We start from the raw sequence: 18,943 nt of genomic DNA, 5'->3' as shown, positions 1-18,943 counted from the left end.
CCTAACTCAAAAGCCAAAGGGCGACAACAATCATCACCACGGCCAAAATTCGATACGGATCAATCCCGCGCTTTTCACTGCCTAACAAACCATAATGATCAATCACTAGGCTCATGCCGATTTGTCCTAATAAAACACTGGTCATTGTCATACCGACACCAATAATCGGTGTCGCTATGGTGAGAAAAACCACATAAACAGGACCCAATACACCGCCGGTCAGTAACCATTTAGGCTGTTTGAATAGCTCAGGTAAATTAGGCTTAGCAAAGAAAATCATGATCAATGACAACAATATTGAACCAATCATAAAAATCGCCAACGTGGCTGAAAAATGACCTACCAACTCACCTAAAGGCCCTAAAAGTCCAGCCTCAATAGACAATCCCATGCCCGCTGCCAACACCAAGAGATAAACAATTATTTGCATACGTTTCATTCCACTCGTTTTCGTTGCGGGCATTCTTCATTAGTGCTTAAATTAAATCAATAACACAGATAACAAGTGATAATTGCATTATGAGCATCAAACCTCTTAGGGTTTTTCTTTCCGTTGCCAAAACAGGTAGCTTTGTTGCTGCAGCACGCGAGTTGGATTTACCGCCCTCTTCTATCTCTCGATACATTTCATCCTTGGAAGAAGACCTTGGCCAGCGCCTTTTTTATAGACACACCCGTGCGGTAAAACTCACCGAAGTGGGCAATTATTATTTCGCTGAAGTAAGAGAGGCATTAACAAGTTTAGATTTAGCGACAGAGCACGCCAAAGGCTCTCTTCTAACACCACAAGGTAACTTGAATATTAATGCGCCGGTTTCATTTGGCCGTTTACACTTGTCAAAATTAATCTGTCAGTTCCAACAGCGCTACCCAGACATCAACGTCGAGCTGATGCTTACCGATGCCTATGTTGATCCCGTAGCGAATGGCTCTGACATTGTTATTAGAATTGGTGGTTTTGAAGACTCTAGCCTCAATTATCAAGCCGTTGCCGACGAACAATTCGTACTGTGCGCTGCACCCAGTTATCTTGAAAACATGAAAGGAAAAATCGGTTCCCTAATTCAGCCTAAGCAACTTCTCGACTTAAACTGCTTGGTTTATAAGGGTAATAACGGACGTCGTAACTGGTTCTTCCGACAAGAAGAAAAGCCAGTATTCGAATGTATTGAAGTCGCTGGTAACTTATGCAGCAATAATGCGGATATTTTGGTACAGGCAGCTTTAGCTGGCCAAGGGGTTATCTTATTTCCACGCTGGTTGGTGTTTCAGCATTTGGCGTCTGGGGAATTGGTCGCCTTGCTAGAACACTGGGAAGGATCAGAAAAAGATACTCAACAAAGTATTTACGCTCTCTATCCAGGCAATCGAATGAAGTCATCAAAGGTTGTGTATTTTCTCGACTTTATGGCAGATTTTTTTGGCCGTTCGCATCCTTACTGGGATAAACGCCTAATTGAAAATACATAAAAATAAGGAGCAGATAAAAATCCATCTGCCCCTTATTGGATAATTTTCTATATTATTTTGCTGTAATAACGTCCATCACTAGCTTCCCGTCTACTTTGATCGGGCCATCTTCTTTCGCACCTAAGGTGTATTCAAAAATACCTGTTTTCATGCCACCAGCTTCACCATGCAACATCAGCATTAACATTTCACCAGACTTAACAGATTCAGTAAGGATCGCTGCCACATCATGGTTTTGACCTTTTTTAAGTGGTGCATAGGCCACCACAGGACCAGGCTTCATCGCTTTATCTGTACGATGTACAACCAACCAACCGTTGCTATCCGCCATTACCATGTCAGCGCTGACTGTTCCGCCCGATACATCCTGATCACTGCCTTTAACAGCAAGTTTACCGCTCATTCCATCCGCTAACGCAGCACCAGTCATTGTCAAAATACCTAAACCAAGCGCAATACGTGAAAATGTATTTTTCATAATAAACCTCTAAATTGTGTCTTATTGAGTAGTATTTTTCTTTTACATTCATAGCTACGAGCACAATTTAAAAAGGTTTCAGCAAATAAATGTTTTTTTAAATTATTTTTCTAAAACCTCAAAATGAGGGTTAAAACATAAAAAAGCCAACCTGTTGAGGTTGGCTTTGACGATCATGATTTCTAAATCATAAAGACGTTGGGTATAGCCTACCGTGAATGGCTGGCCCAGTTGGCACGCCGGTTGGAGAGCCTCCTGCTGGCTCAACACTAATACCAAACGTCGCATGACGAATCACCGCAGGATCATAATTAATTTGTTTTTGAATCGGTGTAGAAACATTCGCCAATAAACCTAAAGATCGTGGTGTTGGCCCAATTTCATCCGCCTTAATCCACAATTGATACGTTTTACCTGCCGCTTGTCCTTGTGCAGTAACAGGGCGAACCGTCAGCTGACGGGTTTCAATATCCAATGACATAATAAAAGCTGGCTGCTTATCATCAGCTTGAAACACTGCGACAAAAGGAGCGTTGGCTTGAATACTAGGCGCTATTGGTGGTTTAACAACCATAAAGATGGCAAGACAAGCCGCAATGGCCGATGCACCTAATGCACTGAATCGCCACCGTTTTAGTTTAATCCGCATTGCTTCCATTTCGACAACAACGGCAGAAGAAGCAGCAGCAGTGCTCATTAATGTATCGTGCAGTGACTTATCGTTCATTGCTTTATTATCAATGCGTTGATCAAGCTTAGCCAAAATATCATTGAATAGATCTTTTCTTGGCTCTGCATCCTGCACATAGTCATTTAATCCAGCAAGGTGTGCTTGCCAGTTTACAATGGCTTGATCGAGCACAGGGTCGTTCACACGTCGTGCTTCTACCGCGTCGCGCTCGTCTTTATCCAACGTACCGAGCACGTACTCTGCCGCCAATGTGTTAATGGATATTTCTTCGTTGTTATTCATAAATTCATACAACCTTGCAGCTGCTTAATGCTGCGATGAAGCCAAGTTTTAATAGTGCCTAGCGGCTGCTCGAAACGTTCTGCAAGCTCTTGACGAGAAAATCCGTCTAAATACGCAGCCTTAATCATCTCCGCACGAGGTGATTCAAGCTCAGCCAAGCAAGCCTCAAGTTTTAATAAATCTCGGCTCTTAGTAAAAGAGTCATCTGGCGTCATCGAATCATCTGCGATTAAATCAAAATCTACATCGACATCACTGTCTGGCAGTTTATTTTTTCGTACCTCATCAATAGTACGGTTACGTGCAATGGTAGCCATCCAAGTTATTGGTGACGCAACGCTTGCATCAAAACTCTCCGCCTTTTCCCATATCTTAAGATAAACCTCTTGCAGCACCTCTTCAGATGCTGCCTGATTCTTCAAGATACGATAAACAATGCCAAAAAGTTTCCGGTGAGTAGCCTCATATAACTCAGAGAAGGCCAGACGATCTTCTTGAGCGACTTTAAGCAGCAAATTTGCCAAAGATTCTGTCGTGTTCTGTTCCGATAATAAAGATTGATTCATAAGACTCGTATCAATTAAGTATCCACTTCGTAGAATGTTAGTAGCGTCAGCAGACTATTGGCTATTAGAAAATAAAATAGGTTTTCGCAAACAAAGCTATTGCGGCAGTATTGCACTTTTTTTAGCCAAACCCAAACTAAGGCGCTATAACTTCAATAAACCATTTAGGTTGCATGCTCTCGAAATCTGTTCGAATATTAGCAGGTAAATAACTGGCAGAATCTAGTACAAAAGCCTTCCCATCAATCCGTTTAAACACCACCCAATGCCAGAAGTTTTTGCCTTCTTCTTGATGGTGCTTAATAGCTAGCAGAGCTAGGGAGGGTAAAGCATGCCACGACTCAAAAGGGATTTCATCGATAGACGTTACAACGCCAGCGGCAGACAGCATTTGTCTTACATACTGCGTATCTGACCAAAGAGATTTATCATCAGCATAAATTCCCATCGCATTGGCAGAAGCTTTCATTTGTGAATACGTTTTACCCAAAATATTCGCCACAGAAGCGATACCACATCCTGTGGTTTCTTCTTGTATTACAGGTTCAAACACATTCAACTCCCGATAATTTAGGATAGTTATTCTCCATCAGTACCTTAAAGTCATTAAAAGTTTCTTGGCTAAACACATGAATACCGTGCTGCACCAACAATGCAGCAGCCACGCCTTGTCCTTGCTTTTTAATACCACCAAACGAGCCGTCATAAATCGTTGCACTCCCACAAGATGGGCTGGACTCGGTCAACATGGCAAAACGAATATTATGTGCTTGGCAAACTTGCAACGCCAAATGTGCGCCATTTATAAATGCTTCAGAAACATCCACGCCATCATTACCTATAACCCTAGAGCCGCCCGACAATACATCCGATCCTGCGCCAACGTCAATCTCAGCTGGCGGCCGAGGTGTAGGCAACCCACCAGCCACTTCGGGGCAAAAAGACACCAGTTCAAAATGCTCAGCCAACCAGCCAAAATCGGCCTGACTCATGGGGAGATCACTGCCGTTATAACGTACCTTACAACCCATTAGACAAGAGCTAACTAACAATTTTTCCATGAGAACTCTTTAAAAAAATAAACAAAAAAATAAAACACATAATAAGGAAAGCAGTCCTAAAAATACTCAATGAAAACATGCTACTAAATCAATAACGCATAAAGACAGACTGACTACCAAGCTTTCAACAAACAACTAACCTAACGTACAATAATCTAATAGGTCGCTATGTTTAATATACATTTCAGATAAATCACAGGCCGTGAGAAATTTTACTCAAGCTTCCCTTCATCCTATTTAAAAAACTAGACCAAGGTATTTATCAGAGGTTTCGCCAGTAGAGCACTAAAGCAAAACAAGAACTTCTTATAAAAATAATGATACTTTTGCTGGCCAGAAAGCAAAAACCGCTCATTTACGAGCGGCCTTCTAAAATATGCCTATTTAAAATATGCCTATTTAAAATAGGCCATATGTATGCAATTACAAAGTTTCCAACGCTGCAGTTAACGCGGCCATCTCTTCGTCTGTACCAATAGTAATACGTAGGTAGTTGCCGATACGCGGTTTATTGCTACCAAAGAAACGCACGAGGATGCCCTGCTCTTTTAGATTAAGGTAGATTTGCTCGGCGTCTTTATCTGGATGTGTCGCGAAAACAAAGTTTGTTGCAGATGGAATAATATTGAACCCCAATGCTTCGAGGTCTTTAAAAGATTTCTCACGAGTGGCGATGGTTTTTTCGCAAATTTCTTTTAAATAAGCTTCATCTTCCACAGCAGCAGTGGCACCAGCCAAGGCAACACGATCAATTGGATAGGAGTTGAAGGAGTTCTTTAAACGTTCCAAACCTTCGATCAAATCTGGATGCCCCAATGCGTAGCCAACACGAATCCCAGCTAAAGCACGAGATTTAGACAAGGTCTGCACAACCAATAGATTTGGGTATTGGTTAATCAAAGACACCGCGCTTTGAGCGCCGAAGTCCACATAGGCTTCGTCAACTAACACAACCACATCGGGGTTCGATTTTAGTATTGCTTCAATATCGGCCAAAGGCAAAGCCTTGCCTGTTGGCGCGTTAGGGTTGGTTATGACCACACCTGACACGTCTAGGTTTTCGTAATCCGCAGGAATGATGTCGAAATCATCGTTAAGCGGGATTAGCTTTGGTTCGATGCTGTATAAGCCAGCGTACACTTTGTAGAAGCTATAAGTGATATCGGCGAAAGCCAATGGCTTGCCACCAGCAAAATACCCCATGAAAGCCAAGGCCAACACTTCATCTGAACCGTTACCAACAAAAACTTGGTTCGCATCTAATTGGTAGTTTTTTGCCAAGGCATTTTTCAGCGTAGCGCAATTTGGATCTGGATAAAGACGCAAGCGTTCACTTACTTCAAACGCCATCGCTTCTAGAGCTTTAGGCGATGGCGAGTATGGGCTTTCGTTGGTATTTAGCTTGATGTACTTTTTGTCTTGCGGTTGTTCGCCTGGCACATAAGGGTCAAGAGAAGCAATTTTATCTGTCCAAAAACGACTCATGGAGTACTCCATTATTTTTCAGCAAAAGTAGAAGGTGCAAAAGAGTTCAAACCAAATAAGGCCTCTAATGAGGCCTTATTTTTGTATTACGTTTTTCTATATGGCCTAAGATTAATCTTGTGGGCGCATATGTGGGAACAACAATACATCACGGATCGAAGGTGCATTAGTGAACAACATCACTAAACGGTCGATACCGATACCTTCACCAGCCGTTGGTGGTAAACCGTATTCTAGAGCATTGATGTAGTCTGCATCGTAATGCATGGCCTCATCATCACCCGCGTCTTTTTCTGCAACCTGACGCATGAAACGCTCAGCTTGGTCTTCTGGGTCATTAAGCTCAGAGAAGCCGTTAGCGATTTCACGACCACCAACAAAGAATTCAAAACGGTCTGTTATGAAATCATTGTCATCATTACGACGCGCAAGTGGAGACACTTCCGCAGGGTATTCAGTAATGAAAGTCGGTTGATCCAATTTGTGCTCTGCGGTTTCTTCGAAAATTTCAGTCCAAAGTTTACCCAAGCCCCAGATTGGTTTCACGTCGATTTTTAGTTTCTTCGCTACAGCAGTCGCGCTTTCTAATGTTTCTAGATCCGCCGCCGTCAATTCTGGGTTGTAGTGCAGAATCGAATCAAGCATGCTCATACGGACAAACGGCGCACCGAAATCGTATTCAGAACCTTGGTATGTCACTTTTGTTGTACCAAGTACTTTTTCTGCAACGGTGCGCAGCATGTCTTCCGTTAGATCCATCAGATCTTTGTAGTCTGCATACGCTTGGTAGAATTCGATCATGGTGAATTCTGGGTTATGACGAGTCGACGTACCTTCGTTACGGAAGTTACGATTAATCTCGAATACACGCTCAAATCCACCCACAACCAAACGCTTCAAATAAAGCTCAGGCGCGATACGCAAATACATGCTCATGTCCATCGCATTGTGATGCGTAATAAATGGACGAGCTGATGCACCACCTGGAATAGTTTGTAGCATTGGCGTTTCAACTTCCATGAAACGACGATCTTCTAGGAAGCGACGAATCGTAGAGATGATTTTTGAACGCATTTGGAAAGTCTCGCGAGACTCTTCGTTTACGATCAAATCAACGTAACGCTGGCGGTAGCGCATTTCCATATCTGACAAACCGTGATGCTTATCTGGCAATGGACGTAGAGACTTGGTTAGCAATTGCGCTTCTTGCATATCAATGTACAAATCGCCTTTACCAGATTTATGCACAGGCCCAGAAATACCAATGATGTCGCCCAAATCCCATGTTTTTTGATCAGCTAATAGCTCAGGGCTCAAAACTTTACGGTTTACGTAAGCTTGGATTTGACCCGTCATGTCTTGTAGCAACATGAAAGCGCCACGGTTACGAATAATACGACCAGCGATGCTAACTTTATGGTCTTTCTCTTCTAGCTCGTTTTTTTCTAGTTCACCGAATTCGGCTTGTAGGTCTGCTGCATACGCATTTGGACGAAATGTATTTGGATAAGCATTTCGTTCTGCACGAATAGCAGCCAATTTACCGCGACGTTCTGCTACTAAGCGATTGTCGTCAGATTGTGCTGTGGATTCTGTGTTATTTTCGTTAGCCATGATTTGCTATCTACTCTTTTTTGAATGTTCTAAATAAGGAACGGCGCTTTATAAGCCCTGTTTTAAACTTGCAATGATAAACTGGTCTAAGTTTCCATCTAGCACAGCACCAGTATTGGAAGTTTCCACTCCTGTACGCAAATCCTTAATACGTGACGCATCCAATACGTAAGAGCGAATTTGACTGCCCCAACCGATATCAGATTTGCTATCTTCCACAGCTTGCGCCGCTTCGGTACGCTTCATCATTTCAAACTCGTACAATTTGGCACGAAGTTGTTTCATGGCAAAGTCACGGTTAGCGTGCTGAGAACGCTGGTTTTGACATTGCACCACGATGCCCGTAGGAACGTGGGTAATACGTACTGCGGAGTCGGTGGTGTTTACGTGCTGACCACCGGCACCGGATGAACGGTAAGTATCAGTACGAATATCCGCCGGATTAATTTCAATATCGACGTTATCATCGATCTCAGGCGAAACAAAGACAGACGCAAACGACGTATGACGACGGTTGCCAGAGTCAAATGGAGACTTACGAACCAGACGATGTACGCCTGTTTCAGTACGCAACCACCCAAACGCATAATCGCCTTCAAAACGAATGGTCGCGGATTTGATTCCGGCCACATCGCCTGCAGATACTTCCATCAGCTCAACTTTAAAGCCTTTGTCTTCACCCCATCGCAAATACATGCGCAATAGAATGTTGGCCCAATCTTGAGCTTCAGTACCACCGGAGCCTGACTGAATATCCAAGAAAGCACTGTTTTCGTCCATTTCTTTGGAAAACATACGACGGAACTCTAACTTGGCTAACAAAGCATCTAGCTCTTCTAGCTCAAGTTGAACCGCTTCTACTGAATCTTCGTCGTTTTCTTCTACGGCGATCTCTAGTAGCTCTTTGGAATCGTTCACGCCGGATTCCAAACTGTCAAGAGTTTCAACAACGGCTTCAAGCGCAGCACGCTCTTTACCAAGTTTTTGGGCGTATTCTGGGTCGTTCCAAATAGCTGGATCTTCCAGTTCACGGTTAACTTCCTCTAAGCGTTCTTTCTTTGACTCGTAGTCAAAGATACCCCCGAAGGGTTAAAGCACGAGCTGAAAGGTCTTTTATCTTAGAAAGTATCGGGTTTATTTCCATATTGGCGTCAATTTGCTATAAACAGTGTGGATAAATGTGATTCGGAATTGTAACGAATTTAGTCGCAGCATAAAATGCCATTCGCTACCCAATGATGGAAAAACAGACCATTTTTTGTGGGCCTTGCTATCAAATGGAGTCAATATGGATAAGCCAACCGTTTCAGTCGCCATACTGGGACAAAATTATAAGATAAATTGCCCTAAAGGGCATGAAGCAGATTTGAAAGAAGCTGCTGAGTATTTAAACAATCAAATGAATGAAATCAAAGCCAGCGGCAAAATCGTTGGACTTGAAAAAATAGCAGTACTTGCGGCATTGAATATTACTCACGATATGCTTAACAACCGAAAATACGCCCGTTCTAACGAGCAACAGTTACGAGAACTGACGTCGCAGCTTGATGCTGCTTTATCGCATGAAACAAAATTGGTTAATGAATAAACATTCGTGGCTTATTTCTTGATCTACTTTTTTGATTGCAAGCGTAGAACACGAATTTTCTTCATACAACGCAGAAAACGATTTGCGCTATTAAGTGATTTCTACAGTGAGTTACTTTATACTGAAATTCGTTTCCTGGGTTGTTCGAAGCGGCTTAACGCCCTTGAGCCTATGAGTAATACCCCGGAAAGAGCCTGTTGGTTTGGTGTGCATGTCCGTGCGTCGGAAAGCCTAAAGAGTCACAGTTCTTTCCACCTTGAACCACTGGGTTCAAGGCCAATAGCCGAAACGGCAACTTGGGAAACTCTTTTATGACCTCTCATCTCGATCCTAGACAGACACTTCGTCGTCAATTACGTCAAACCAGAAGAAGCTTATCCGAAGATGAGCAACTTAATGCATCAACAGCATTGTTATCAAACCTCAAAGAACAGCTCAATTCTCTCGACTCTCTCAAAGTAGACAGCGCCCAACACATCGCCTTGTATCTCAGCAATGATGGTGAAATATCGCCACATATATTATGCGAATTTTTCTGGTTACAAAATATCGAAACTTATCTTCCTGTTGTACAAGGCAAGCAACTAACGTTTGCACGTTATACCGCAGAGACAATCTGGCAGGAAAACATTTTCGGCATTAAAGAACCTATGACGACTGAATATCTATCAGGCAACAAGCTGGATATTGTCTTGTTACCTTTGGTTGGATTCGATTCAAAAGGCGGACGCCTTGGTATGGGTGGTGGCTTTTACGACAGAACCTTTGCCAACAAAAGAGCCGATGAAAAGCCGTTATTAATAGGTTTAGCGCATGACTGCCAAGAAGTAAAAAATCTCCCCGTTGAAGGTTGGGATGTACCCTTGCAAGCGATTATTACACCGACACAGTTCATCAAGGTGTAGCGCCATATCTGATTGAAGTAGCTTTACTGTATCTAAGTTTTTGGGCTTGTTTCTTTTAGCTCAACCTAACAAGTTAATAAACAAAGCTATAACCAACAGACACATAGGCCCCACTATTGCCATCATTATTTTCAGGCGCATAAGCAACATCGACATCTAAGCGCCGATAAAATGTTAGGCCCGCAGTGAAATAGTTTAACTCGCTACCAACCAAGTTTTTCCTGTAACCGATACGCATACCCGGTAAAACCCAGCTATCAGTAAAATAGGATAGCGATACTGTCGCCCACTGATATTCGTCACCCAATGGGTCTGCTATCGAGTTTACATCATAAGATCCTGCTAATGAAAAATGCTGATCCTTGCTTTTAATAGCGGCATCAAGCGTCATCTGCGCTTCCATCTTATAAGTTTCGTTTAATGAGAAAGCACCTTTTCCAGCAAATCTAATAGCAGCTTCACAACTGGTCTTATCGGCTCCGGTTAATCCGGTACAATCACTAACTAAACCTTTGTAATCAAACTCCGGCTCGTTCACGTTTGCTATAGAGGCACCTAATTGAAAGTTTTGGCCCGTCAAAATAAGCCCTAAATCAAGCGAAATACCAGATGAAACAGAGTCTCGACTTAAGAAAAAATCACTATAAGAAATACTAGAGTCGTCATCTTCGTTTAATACAGTTAACTTTTGATCTAAAGCAAGCCGATGAAAATTCAGTCTGCCACCGACAATCAAAGCACTCGTTTCAGATCGAGACACCATCTCGCTGTAACCCAAGCTAAAACGGAGATCCGACGCTCTTTTCATATATACAGAGGTATCTGACTCAATACCTGCACCACTTACATCAACACCATCAAGCTCAGAGGTACTGGTAACAGCGTCTAACTCATCGACACCAGTTAGAGTCAAATTATCCGCCAACACATCGGCTCGCCCAACCAATGAAGCACTGGCATCTAACATAAAAACACCACGACGTCTGGTTTTATAAATAATAGGTAAAAAAGGTCCTTGCACTGTGGTCGAAAATTTTGCATACGTAGTTCGACTAATATCTGAAATAACCACATCAGCTGAATCAAGAGAATTATTAATATCCGCTAGCACTTCGTCAATTTTCGCGACCACGAACGCATCAGCTGCGGCCTGCCCTTGATTATCAAAAATCGCTTGAGCCTCAGTTTTAATAGCATCAACATCAATACTAGAAGTAAAGTCTTCATCAAAGATAGCTTCAAGTCGATCCACTCTATCGTTGATACCATTGACTCCGCCACCTTCGACACCTATCCCTATTGGCCCTAAAAAACCGACTCGAAAACCCTGTAGATTGGCCATCAAATAAGAAGACGCAGGATTACCAGCCGCAGTTGACAACGCATGACGATTTCCATAACTTCCTAACACAGTACTTGAGCCAATAGGTTGATAAACGTACATAGAGGCCATTGCTATAGAACTAAAAACGCCCAGCCCCATTACTAAACCCAGGTTAAAAATTCCCCAACTCTTTCTCATGCGTCACTCTTTTCCATCAATACAGCAGTGCTGGCATAAACCAGACCATAAAAAAAACCGATAACTTATAAAGCTATCGGCTTTCTTTATCAATTCTTTACACTTTAAAACGCTGTATCGTAGCCAATTGACAAATAAGCACTACGCGGCAATTCATCACCATCTTCATCTTCAACTGTTTCTAATGCAACTCCAAGGTCAACATTTAAACGCTTAAGAAAAGTCAGACCAAATGTGCCATAACTAAGCTCAGTACCGACCATATTCTGACGATAGCCAACACGAATGCCTGGTAGGTAATGTGAATCACCGTAGTAAGACAAAGAGGCAGCAGCCCATTGATATTCATCACCCACAGCATCTTTTACTTCATTGGTATCGTAGGACAACCCCAAAGTTACTTGTTTGCCTTTGGTGGATACTGCCGCATCGATTGTTGTTTGCATTTCCATGACATAATCTTCTGTGGCCGTTAATTTACCTTTATTAACTAAACGCCCCGCGGCTGCACAACTTTCAGTAGCACAACTTTGATTAATAGGCGCTCCGTCAAATTCTGGCTCATTAATATTGGCAAACGTGATCCCTACCTGATAATTGTTAGAGACCCAAACTGCACCTAAATCAATACCAACACCAGTACTACTGACTGCATCATCTGAAATGGCATCGGATATAGCATCGTCAGCGTTATCATTTTTATCATTTAAAGAGACTAGTGCTCGTCCCATTGAAATATCATGTAGGCTGGCTTTTACTCCACCAATCAACATACCATGATCGTTTTTCCACATTGCTTGACTATAACCCAAGCCAATTTGCAAATCTGTTGCGGTTTTGGCTTGGAATGAGGTGTCTGTTGTTAACTCTGTTCCCGTATTTGTAATCTCATCAGATATAACGTTCGCTCTAGCAACCCCCGAAATACTAGCATCAATGATAAAAGCTCCATTTTTTTTAGTTTTATAAATCAATGGCATAAAAGGAACTTGCAGGCTTGCCGACGTCTTTACATAGGCGGTTTCGCCTATCTCGGAAAGTATTTTATCGGCACGAACTTTATTTGCAGCAGCGTTTCCAGCATTCGAGTTATCAATGAGATCCTCTAACTCTTCTGCACGATCATCAAGATCACTCACATCGCCCATTTCAACACCCACACTCAATGGACCTAGAATACCAAAACGAAAACTATCGTTATCTTCCTGATTTACCATCAAAAAAGGCGCAGCTGGATTTCCAAGTGCAGTCGATAACGCCCTGATGTTTGGCGCACTGCTTAAAGTAAAGCTGGAGCCTACCGGATGATTAACGGGCATCGCGGCAAAAATGGTAGAACTAAATAAACAACCTGAAGCAAGTACGATTTTTTTCATAGAAACGCCCTCTAAAAAGATAAAAACTATGTAAAAAAATAGCAAAAAAGAACCAAAAAATCACCATTTCCATACACTTTAATTGCACATTTATCATCTTAGAATATGTAGAAGAGCACTAATAATAAAAAAACGATAAGCCTAATTAGGGTTATCGTTTTTTATTATTTTAATTAGAGAAGAGTAACTATCTAGATTAACTTACTAAATACTATCCAAAGAAAGCTGATACCTAAGTTTTTCCAAATCTTCCGGTGTGTCAACACCATGAGTTGGCAAACCATCCGCCAGTGCCACTTGTACTTTAATGCCTTGATGCAAAAAGCGTAACTGCTCAAGCTTTTCCCAGCGCTCTAATGGCGACATAGGCAAATCTGCATATCGTGCTAATAAGCTAGCACGGTAAACATACAAACCAATGTGACGAAGTGCAGGAAAGCTAACTGGCAACAAACCTGTTCTATCAGGATTACTGGCAAAGCCGTCTCTGTCCCAAGGCATAGGCGAACGACTAAAATACAGCGCACGCTGCTTTTCATCACAAACCACTTTCACCACGTTAGGGTTAAAGAAATCTTCGACTTGATCAATAGCGCAAGCGACCGTTGCCATTTCGGCTTCTTTATCTTGGTTTAATGCAATTACACTCGAATGAATTAAGTTCACTGGCAAAAATGGCTCGTCACCTTGCACGTTGACAACAATCTCATCGCCCTGCCAGTCCATTTTTGCGGCGACTTCAGCAAGGCGCTCTGTGCCATTTTCATGGTCATCACGAGTCATCACCACTGAAGCACCAAAACCTATTGCCGCTTTTTCTATGAGCTGATGATCCGTGGCAATCGTCACCGATTGTGCGCCGGCTTTTAATGCCAACTCATAAACCCACTGCAGAACAGGTTTACCACCTAGATCAGCCATAAGTTTTTGCGGAAAACGCTGAGAAGCGTAACGAGCAGGAATCACTATGTGAAAATCAGGTAGCGTTGCAGAACCAGTCATTGTATCTAAAGAGTCAGTCATTATTTTTCAAACTCCGGCTTTTGAGCCAATTCATAAGCGTGTTCTAAGGACATTCGAGAGGCTAACACCATGTCAGCGACTTCTCTAGCGACACCTTCACCGGCAGCTTTACTGAGTATAATCGGACAATGACGTTGCAATAAAATATGCGCATCAGCGGGACATAAAGCAACGCCAACCTTAGGCATAACCTGAAGGTCAATCACATCATCACCCACATATGCGGCTTGGTCTGGTGTAATTCCTAAACGCTCGACCAACTCATCAAACGCTTCGGCTTTGTTATGACAACCGGGATAAAAATGCTCTACTTTTAGCTCTTTCATCCGCTGCCTTAATGGTGCAGAGTCTTTCGCGGTGATCACCGCAACCTGAACGCCCCACTTTGGCAGCAGCTTCATTGCCACGCCATCTTTTACATTGAAGCGTTTTATGGTTTCGCCTTGCTCGGTATAAAGCAGACGACCATCGGTTAGTACGCCATCAACATCAAAAACCACCAATTTCAAGGCTTGCAGCTTAGCAAGCAAACCTTGATCATTATCTAGCGCAGGATAAGAAGAAAGAAAAGCCGCATCCATGTATTAAACGCTCGTATCTAATACTTCAAATGTTTTAACCAATTCATCAAGCTGTTTCATTTGCTTAAGGAATGGCGCTAATTTACCCAAAGGCAAAGCACATGGACCATCACATTTTGCACTATCAGGATCTGGATGTGTTTCTAAAAATAAGCTAGATAAGCCAAGTGACATACCCGCACGAGCCAATTCGGTTACTTGCGCACGACGGCCGTCTGCAGAATCTTCACGACCACCAGGGCGCTGCAAAGAATGAGTTACGTCGAACATCACTGGGTAACCAAATTTTTTCATTTCGCCAAAGCCAAGCATGTCTACCACCAAGTTGTTATAACCCATCATGGTGCCGCGTTCACAAAGCATTAGGTTATTGTTACCCGCTTCTTCACATTTGGTAAGAATATGTTTCATTTCATGAGGTGCTAGGAACTGCGCTTTTTTAATGTTAATCACGGCGCCTGTTTTCGCCATCGCGATCACTAAATCGGTTTGACGAGATAAGAACGCAGGTAATTGAATAACGTCAGCTACTTCAGCCACTGGAGCGCATTGGTAAGCTTCATGTACGTCGGTAATCACTGGCACGTCAAAGGTGTCTTTGATCTCTTGCAGAATTTTTAGACCTTCTTCCATGCCTGGGCCACGAAAAGAATTGATAGACGAACGGTTCGCCTTATCAAAGGAGCCTTTAAATACATAAGGAATACCCAGCGCTTCCGTCACTTTTACATGTTCTTCTGCAACACGCATTGCCAAGTCGCGAGACTCTAATACGTTAACGCCACTGAACAAAACAAAAGGAAGGTGGTTAGCGACTTCAATTTTGCTACCAATTTTAATGATTTTTGATTCTTGAGATGACTGCGTCATGAGAACTCCATTTTTAATCTAGATTTGCTCACTCTAAACACGTCTAAAGCGGCGTAAAATTAGTTGAATATTTTTTATCGATCGTAAATTTCTAAAATTCCGGACAAGTTTTTCGCATCGTCCACGACTACCAGCAAGGTGATTTTATCACGCAGCATTTGCTCTTCGGCTTGCACTATCATCACATTCTCATTGATAGTTTTTGGATTCGCTGTCATCAAACTTGCCATGGTTTTATGTATCATGCCTTCACTTTCTTTAAGCATGGCACGACGCAAATCCCCATCGGTAAAGATACCCAGCAACTTACCCGCTTCTTGAATCAATACAACACCCATTCTGCCATGAGTCATGACGGAAATAGCGTCTTTTAATGTGGTTTCTGGCGTGCAAATCGGCAGATTATCTTTGTGCATTAGGTCTTTAACACGAGTTAATAGTTTACGACCTAAGCTGCCACCAGGGTGAAAACGGGCAAAATCTTGTGGTTGAAAATTGCGACACTCCATCAAAGCCACAGCTAAAGCATCGCCCATCGCTGTTGTCATGGTCGTCGATGTGGTTGGCGCTAGATTATTTGGGCAAGTTTCTTTATCGATAGAAAGATCCAGTACGCAATCGCAATGTTTCGCCAAAGTAGAATCGATGTTTCCTACCATGGCAATACTTGGATTTCCGAAACTTTTTAGAGAAGGCAGTAAACGCATCAGTTCTTCTGTTTCACCAGAAAAACTAATCAGCACTAAGACATCTTCAGGCTGGATCATACCTAAATCGCCATGAAAAGCCTCACCCGGATGGAGAAAGAAACTTGGCGTACCTGTCGAGGCTAATGTGGCGGCAATTTTCTTACCGATCAAACCAGATTTCCCCATGCCACAAATAATCGTACGACCCTTGCTTGCAAGAATCATTCGAACGGCTTTGGGGAATTCTTCAGTGACTTGATTGGCTAAATTGGCTAGAGCTTGAGCTTGTGTTGATAAAGTACGTCGAGCACTATCAATAAGGATATCTGAGTGGGTACTCGAATCGGCACTCAAATTAAATAGATCGCTCATAAAGCCTCGCTGCTCAATGTAATAATCGTAAAATGGGATCATTATACAGAGGAGGAAGCGGGTCGCCTACCAAAGAGCAAGTTTTCATCACTTACTCTTGGTAGATCTGGAGGAATTAACCTAAGCAGCTAAGGAATTGCCCGCTCAAACTGTCTAAAAATGAGAAGTAGGCATTTGTGCCCATTTTCACTTTGCTACCCAATGGATCTAAAGGTGCTGTTTTCACATCCGACCCTTCCAGCAAAGTTTTCACTATAGCGGGGCTAAATTGCGGCTCACTAAAAACACACTGTACTTTATTTTCTTGGATCTCATGACGGATTTCAGCTACTTTTTTCGCGCCAGGCTTGCGCTCTGGGCTGACAGTAATTTCACCTGCGTGGCTCAAGCCGTAATGCTGTTCGAAATAGCTATAACCATCATGGAACACAATGTAAGGCACTTTATTTACCTTATTAAGTGCGTTACGTATTTCAGCATCTTTAGCACTAAGACCTTTTTCAAAAGACGCTAAGTTTCCTTTGTAGTACTCAGCATTCAAAGAATCCAATGACACTAAACGAGCAGTCACAGCTTTTGCCAATATTCTAGCGTTATCAGGTGATAGCCAAACATGCGGATCTACACCGTCATGATGGTGACCTTCGTGCTCGTCATGATCACCATGCTCTTCGTGATCGCCGTGTTCGTGGTCGCCGTGTGCTTCATGGTCGTCATGCACTTCTTCTGCTTCATCCTCATCATGATGATGTTCTTTAGCGAAGTTATGCAATGCCATCCCATCTAAAGCAAGCCATTCAATTGACGACTCTTCTTTGCCAGCATTTTCAAGCGGTTTTTCCAAGAAGCGCTCTAGTGACTCACCAACCCAAACGACGGTGTCAGCATTGATGATTTTCTTCAGATCCGAAGGACGCATGGCAAAATCATGGGGTGATGCTGTACTAGAAACGATCTGTTGAATTTCGGCTTTATCACCTGCAATCGCCGCAACAACCATAGAAACAGGTTTAATACTGGTAACTATTACTGGTTTAGCCAACGCTAGAGGAGTCAAGGCTGAAACACCCAAGGCCAAAAGAAGTTTATTCATTATTTAGTACCGTTAAATTAATGTTATAACGTAACAATACGATATAAAAAAAAGAGATTCAAGCGCTTTAGCTTAAATCTCTTTTTTATATACATGGTAAGCACAACTTAATTTAGCTGTAAATCCTCAAGCGCTATCGGTCGAACCATCAAACCCGCACGCTGCCCAACAGGAAGGTTGGTGTTAGGAAATACAATAGCATCACCAGTTTGCTTGATGTAGTAGTCACTTTTATCAGAGCGAGCCATGCGATAATCCGCTTCAAACTGAGTAAAGTTTTTTACATCGCTCGCAATACTGAGTTCATAACTGTCATCGTCTTTCACCAAGCTGTCCAATACACGAAATACATGCAAACTAGACACGGAGGATTGTGCTAAAACGCCCTTTTCCAACAATAGAGTCAAACTGGCCTCCAGATCGGCAAAGCGTGACAAATCATTTTCGCCAAACGGATACACTTTCCCAAGTTCTACCGTAAACGCATGAGCATTGTGTACAGCATAGCTATAATAGGAAAAGGTCGTTGTTGGTTGATGTGACAATAAAACAGCGTCAATCCCACTTGCTGCCAAGAACGCCAATTGCTCTTTGTTATATATAGAATTTTCAACATAGGGATAAACGACAAATTTTTCATGAACGGAACCACGAATCGCAGTGTGTAAATCGTAATGCAGCTTTATTTGATCCGTTTTATTCTCAGTAAGCGAATAGAAGTCACAAACTGCTTGCTCTAGGCGCTGCGCCCTCTTAGCTTCAAAGCCATCGTATTCTTGCCAAGCACCACGAAATAAGCGATTTAGGTTCACATCGCAAAAACGTTTTGCCAAATTTGCTGCAACAGGATTACCAATTAATACCAACAACCGGATATTTAATGAAACCTTACCCTCTAGAATGCCGGTAACCAATTGATTTACAAGCTCAATAGGACCGGTCTCATTACCATGTACGCCAACAGACAAAACAAGACTGATCACACTAGGTTGTTTAGGCTCAAGGCGTAAAACCCCAGTGTCTTCAACAAAGCCGACTCCACTTGGAAAAGAAAATCGAAAAGGTGCGATACTATCTTGGTTTGCGCGTGTTAAGGCTAAAAAATCATTGTTCAAAATGGGCATTTTTCCTACCAACTTTCCCTATCAATTTCATTGCAAAATACGACCTAAAAATAAGCGTTAATGATACCGCTTTCCGTCAAATAATAAGGCAAATAATGCCAAGCCGTACATAATACGCAAAAATAGGTCGCTTTCTCGACACCTTACGCTCTC

At 42.5% G+C, this 18,943-nt stretch carries 20 protein-coding genes and 1 other RNA gene; 4 read left to right on the top strand and 17 right to left on the bottom strand.

Annotation, left to right across the window (positions count from 1 at the left end; translation table 11 throughout):
* Position 1: 1 nt before the first annotated feature.
* Positions 2-430 (bottom strand): DMT family transporter, encoded by a 429-nt coding sequence (locus tag TY87_RS03100; RefSeq protein ID WP_072839545.1) that lies wholly within the window; start codon positions 428-430, stop codon positions 2-4.
* Between the two features lie 89 nt (positions 431-519).
* On the opposite strand from TY87_RS03100, the gene TY87_RS03095 reads away from it, so the two are divergent.
* Positions 520-1,470, top strand: a complete 951-nt coding sequence (locus tag TY87_RS03095; protein ID WP_100185949.1) for a LysR family transcriptional regulator — start codon at positions 520-522, stop codon at positions 1,468-1,470.
* A gap of 52 nt (positions 1,471-1,522) precedes the next feature.
* Here the strand turns inward: TY87_RS03095 and TY87_RS03090 are convergent, their stop codons facing one another.
* The 8 genes from TY87_RS03090 to prfB form a co-directional block, all read right to left on the bottom strand.
* Positions 1,523-1,948, bottom strand: coding sequence for a DUF7282 domain-containing protein (locus TY87_RS03090; RefSeq protein ID WP_100185948.1), 426 nt, complete (start codon positions 1,946-1,948; stop codon positions 1,523-1,525).
* 187 nt (positions 1,949-2,135) lie between these two features.
* Positions 2,136-2,921 (bottom strand): anti-sigma factor, encoded by a 786-nt coding sequence (locus TY87_RS03085; RefSeq protein ID WP_100185947.1) that lies wholly within the window; start codon positions 2,919-2,921, stop codon positions 2,136-2,138.
* On the bottom strand, positions 2,918-3,487 hold the full coding sequence (locus tag TY87_RS03080; RefSeq protein ID WP_072839541.1) for a sigma-70 family RNA polymerase sigma factor: 570 nt from the start codon (positions 3,485-3,487) through the stop codon (positions 2,918-2,920). Before TY87_RS03080 ends, TY87_RS03085 begins: the two co-directional genes overlap by 4 nt.
* Positions 3,488-3,623: 136 nt before the next feature.
* On the bottom strand, positions 3,624-4,040 hold the full coding sequence (locus TY87_RS03075) for a hypothetical protein (RefSeq protein ID WP_100185946.1): 417 nt from the start codon (positions 4,038-4,040) through the stop codon (positions 3,624-3,626).
* Positions 4,033-4,548, bottom strand: a complete 516-nt coding sequence (locus TY87_RS03070; RefSeq protein ID WP_072839539.1) for a 2-thiouracil desulfurase family protein — start codon at positions 4,546-4,548, stop codon at positions 4,033-4,035. The genes TY87_RS03075 and TY87_RS03070 overlap by 8 nt, the downstream gene beginning before the upstream one ends.
* A gap of 423 nt (positions 4,549-4,971) precedes the next feature.
* A complete protein-coding gene (hisC, locus tag TY87_RS03065) occupies positions 4,972-6,033 on the bottom strand; it encodes a histidinol-phosphate transaminase (protein ID WP_100185945.1) in 1,062 nt (353 codons plus the stop codon).
* A gap of 111 nt (positions 6,034-6,144) precedes the next feature.
* Positions 6,145-7,647 carry a lysine--tRNA ligase gene (gene lysS / locus TY87_RS03060; RefSeq protein ID WP_100185944.1) on the bottom strand — a complete coding sequence of 501 codons (1,503 nt, stop codon included), beginning with the start codon at positions 7,645-7,647 and terminating at the stop codon, positions 6,145-6,147.
* Between the two features lie 48 nt (positions 7,648-7,695).
* A protein-coding gene (gene prfB / locus TY87_RS03055) for a peptide chain release factor 2 (RefSeq protein ID WP_100185943.1) occupies positions 7,696-8,791 on the bottom strand; the annotation gives its coding sequence in 2 pieces (ribosomal slippage) (positions 7,696-8,718 and positions 8,720-8,791; 1,095 coding nt in all).
* A 144-nt stretch (positions 8,792-8,935) separates the two neighbouring features.
* Between prfB and TY87_RS03050 the strand changes: the two genes are divergently transcribed.
* The 3 genes from TY87_RS03050 (at position 8,936) to TY87_RS03040 (ending at position 10,140) form a co-directional block, all read left to right on the top strand.
* Positions 8,936-9,235, top strand: coding sequence for a cell division protein ZapA (locus TY87_RS03050; protein WP_072839535.1), 300 nt, complete (start codon positions 8,936-8,938; stop codon positions 9,233-9,235).
* Positions 9,236-9,364: 129 nt separating this feature from the next.
* Positions 9,365-9,542, top strand: a non-coding RNA gene (gene ssrS, locus TY87_RS03045) — 6S RNA.
* 4 nt (positions 9,543-9,546) lie between these two features.
* The gene (locus tag TY87_RS03040; protein ID WP_100185942.1) at positions 9,547-10,140 is read left to right on the top strand and encodes a 5-formyltetrahydrofolate cyclo-ligase; all 594 of its coding nucleotides are present in this window, start codon (positions 9,547-9,549) and stop codon (positions 10,138-10,140) included.
* Positions 10,141-10,213: 73 nt separating this feature from the next.
* On the opposite strand, the gene traF (TY87_RS03035) is transcribed toward TY87_RS03040, so the two are convergent.
* From traF (TY87_RS03035) to astE, 8 genes are all read right to left on the bottom strand, one after another.
* Complete coding sequence (traF, locus tag TY87_RS03035; RefSeq protein ID WP_100185941.1) at positions 10,214-11,662, bottom strand: conjugal transfer protein TraF; 1,449 nt, start codon at positions 11,660-11,662, stop codon at positions 10,214-10,216.
* A gap of 104 nt (positions 11,663-11,766) precedes the next feature.
* Positions 11,767-13,038 (bottom strand): conjugal transfer protein TraF, encoded by a 1,272-nt coding sequence (gene traF, locus TY87_RS03030; RefSeq protein ID WP_100185940.1) that lies wholly within the window; start codon positions 13,036-13,038, stop codon positions 11,767-11,769.
* 204 nt (positions 13,039-13,242) lie between these two features.
* Entirely contained in the window at positions 13,243-14,061 is an 819-nt protein-coding gene (gene kdsB, locus TY87_RS03025; RefSeq protein WP_442919204.1) for a 3-deoxy-manno-octulosonate cytidylyltransferase, read from the bottom strand.
* The gene (locus tag TY87_RS03020; RefSeq protein ID WP_012068842.1) at positions 14,061-14,642 is read right to left on the bottom strand and encodes a KdsC family phosphatase; all 582 of its coding nucleotides are present in this window, start codon (positions 14,640-14,642) and stop codon (positions 14,061-14,063) included. The genes kdsB and TY87_RS03020 overlap by 1 nt, the downstream gene beginning before the upstream one ends.
* Before the next feature lie 3 nt (positions 14,643-14,645).
* The gene (gene kdsA, locus TY87_RS03015; RefSeq protein WP_100185939.1) at positions 14,646-15,512 is read right to left on the bottom strand and encodes a 3-deoxy-8-phosphooctulonate synthase; all 867 of its coding nucleotides are present in this window, start codon (positions 15,510-15,512) and stop codon (positions 14,646-14,648) included.
* Positions 15,513-15,586: 74 nt separating this feature from the next.
* Complete coding sequence (locus tag TY87_RS03010; RefSeq protein ID WP_198432021.1) at positions 15,587-16,573, bottom strand: KpsF/GutQ family sugar-phosphate isomerase; 987 nt, start codon at positions 16,571-16,573, stop codon at positions 15,587-15,589.
* 115 nt (positions 16,574-16,688) lie between these two features.
* Positions 16,689-17,666 (bottom strand): zinc ABC transporter substrate-binding protein ZnuA, encoded by a 978-nt coding sequence (gene znuA, locus TY87_RS03005; RefSeq protein WP_100185938.1) that lies wholly within the window; start codon positions 17,664-17,666, stop codon positions 16,689-16,691.
* A gap of 107 nt (positions 17,667-17,773) precedes the next feature.
* A complete protein-coding gene (gene astE, locus TY87_RS03000) occupies positions 17,774-18,790 on the bottom strand; it encodes a succinylglutamate desuccinylase (protein ID WP_100185937.1) in 1,017 nt (338 codons plus the stop codon).
* Positions 18,791-18,943: the final 153 nt, after the last annotated feature.

This window comes from Marinomonas sp. BSi20584, assembly GCF_002792415.1.
GTDB lineage: Bacteria > Pseudomonadota > Gammaproteobacteria > Pseudomonadales > Marinomonadaceae > Marinomonas > Marinomonas polaris.
This window is presented reverse-complemented; position numbering and strand designations above follow the sequence as displayed.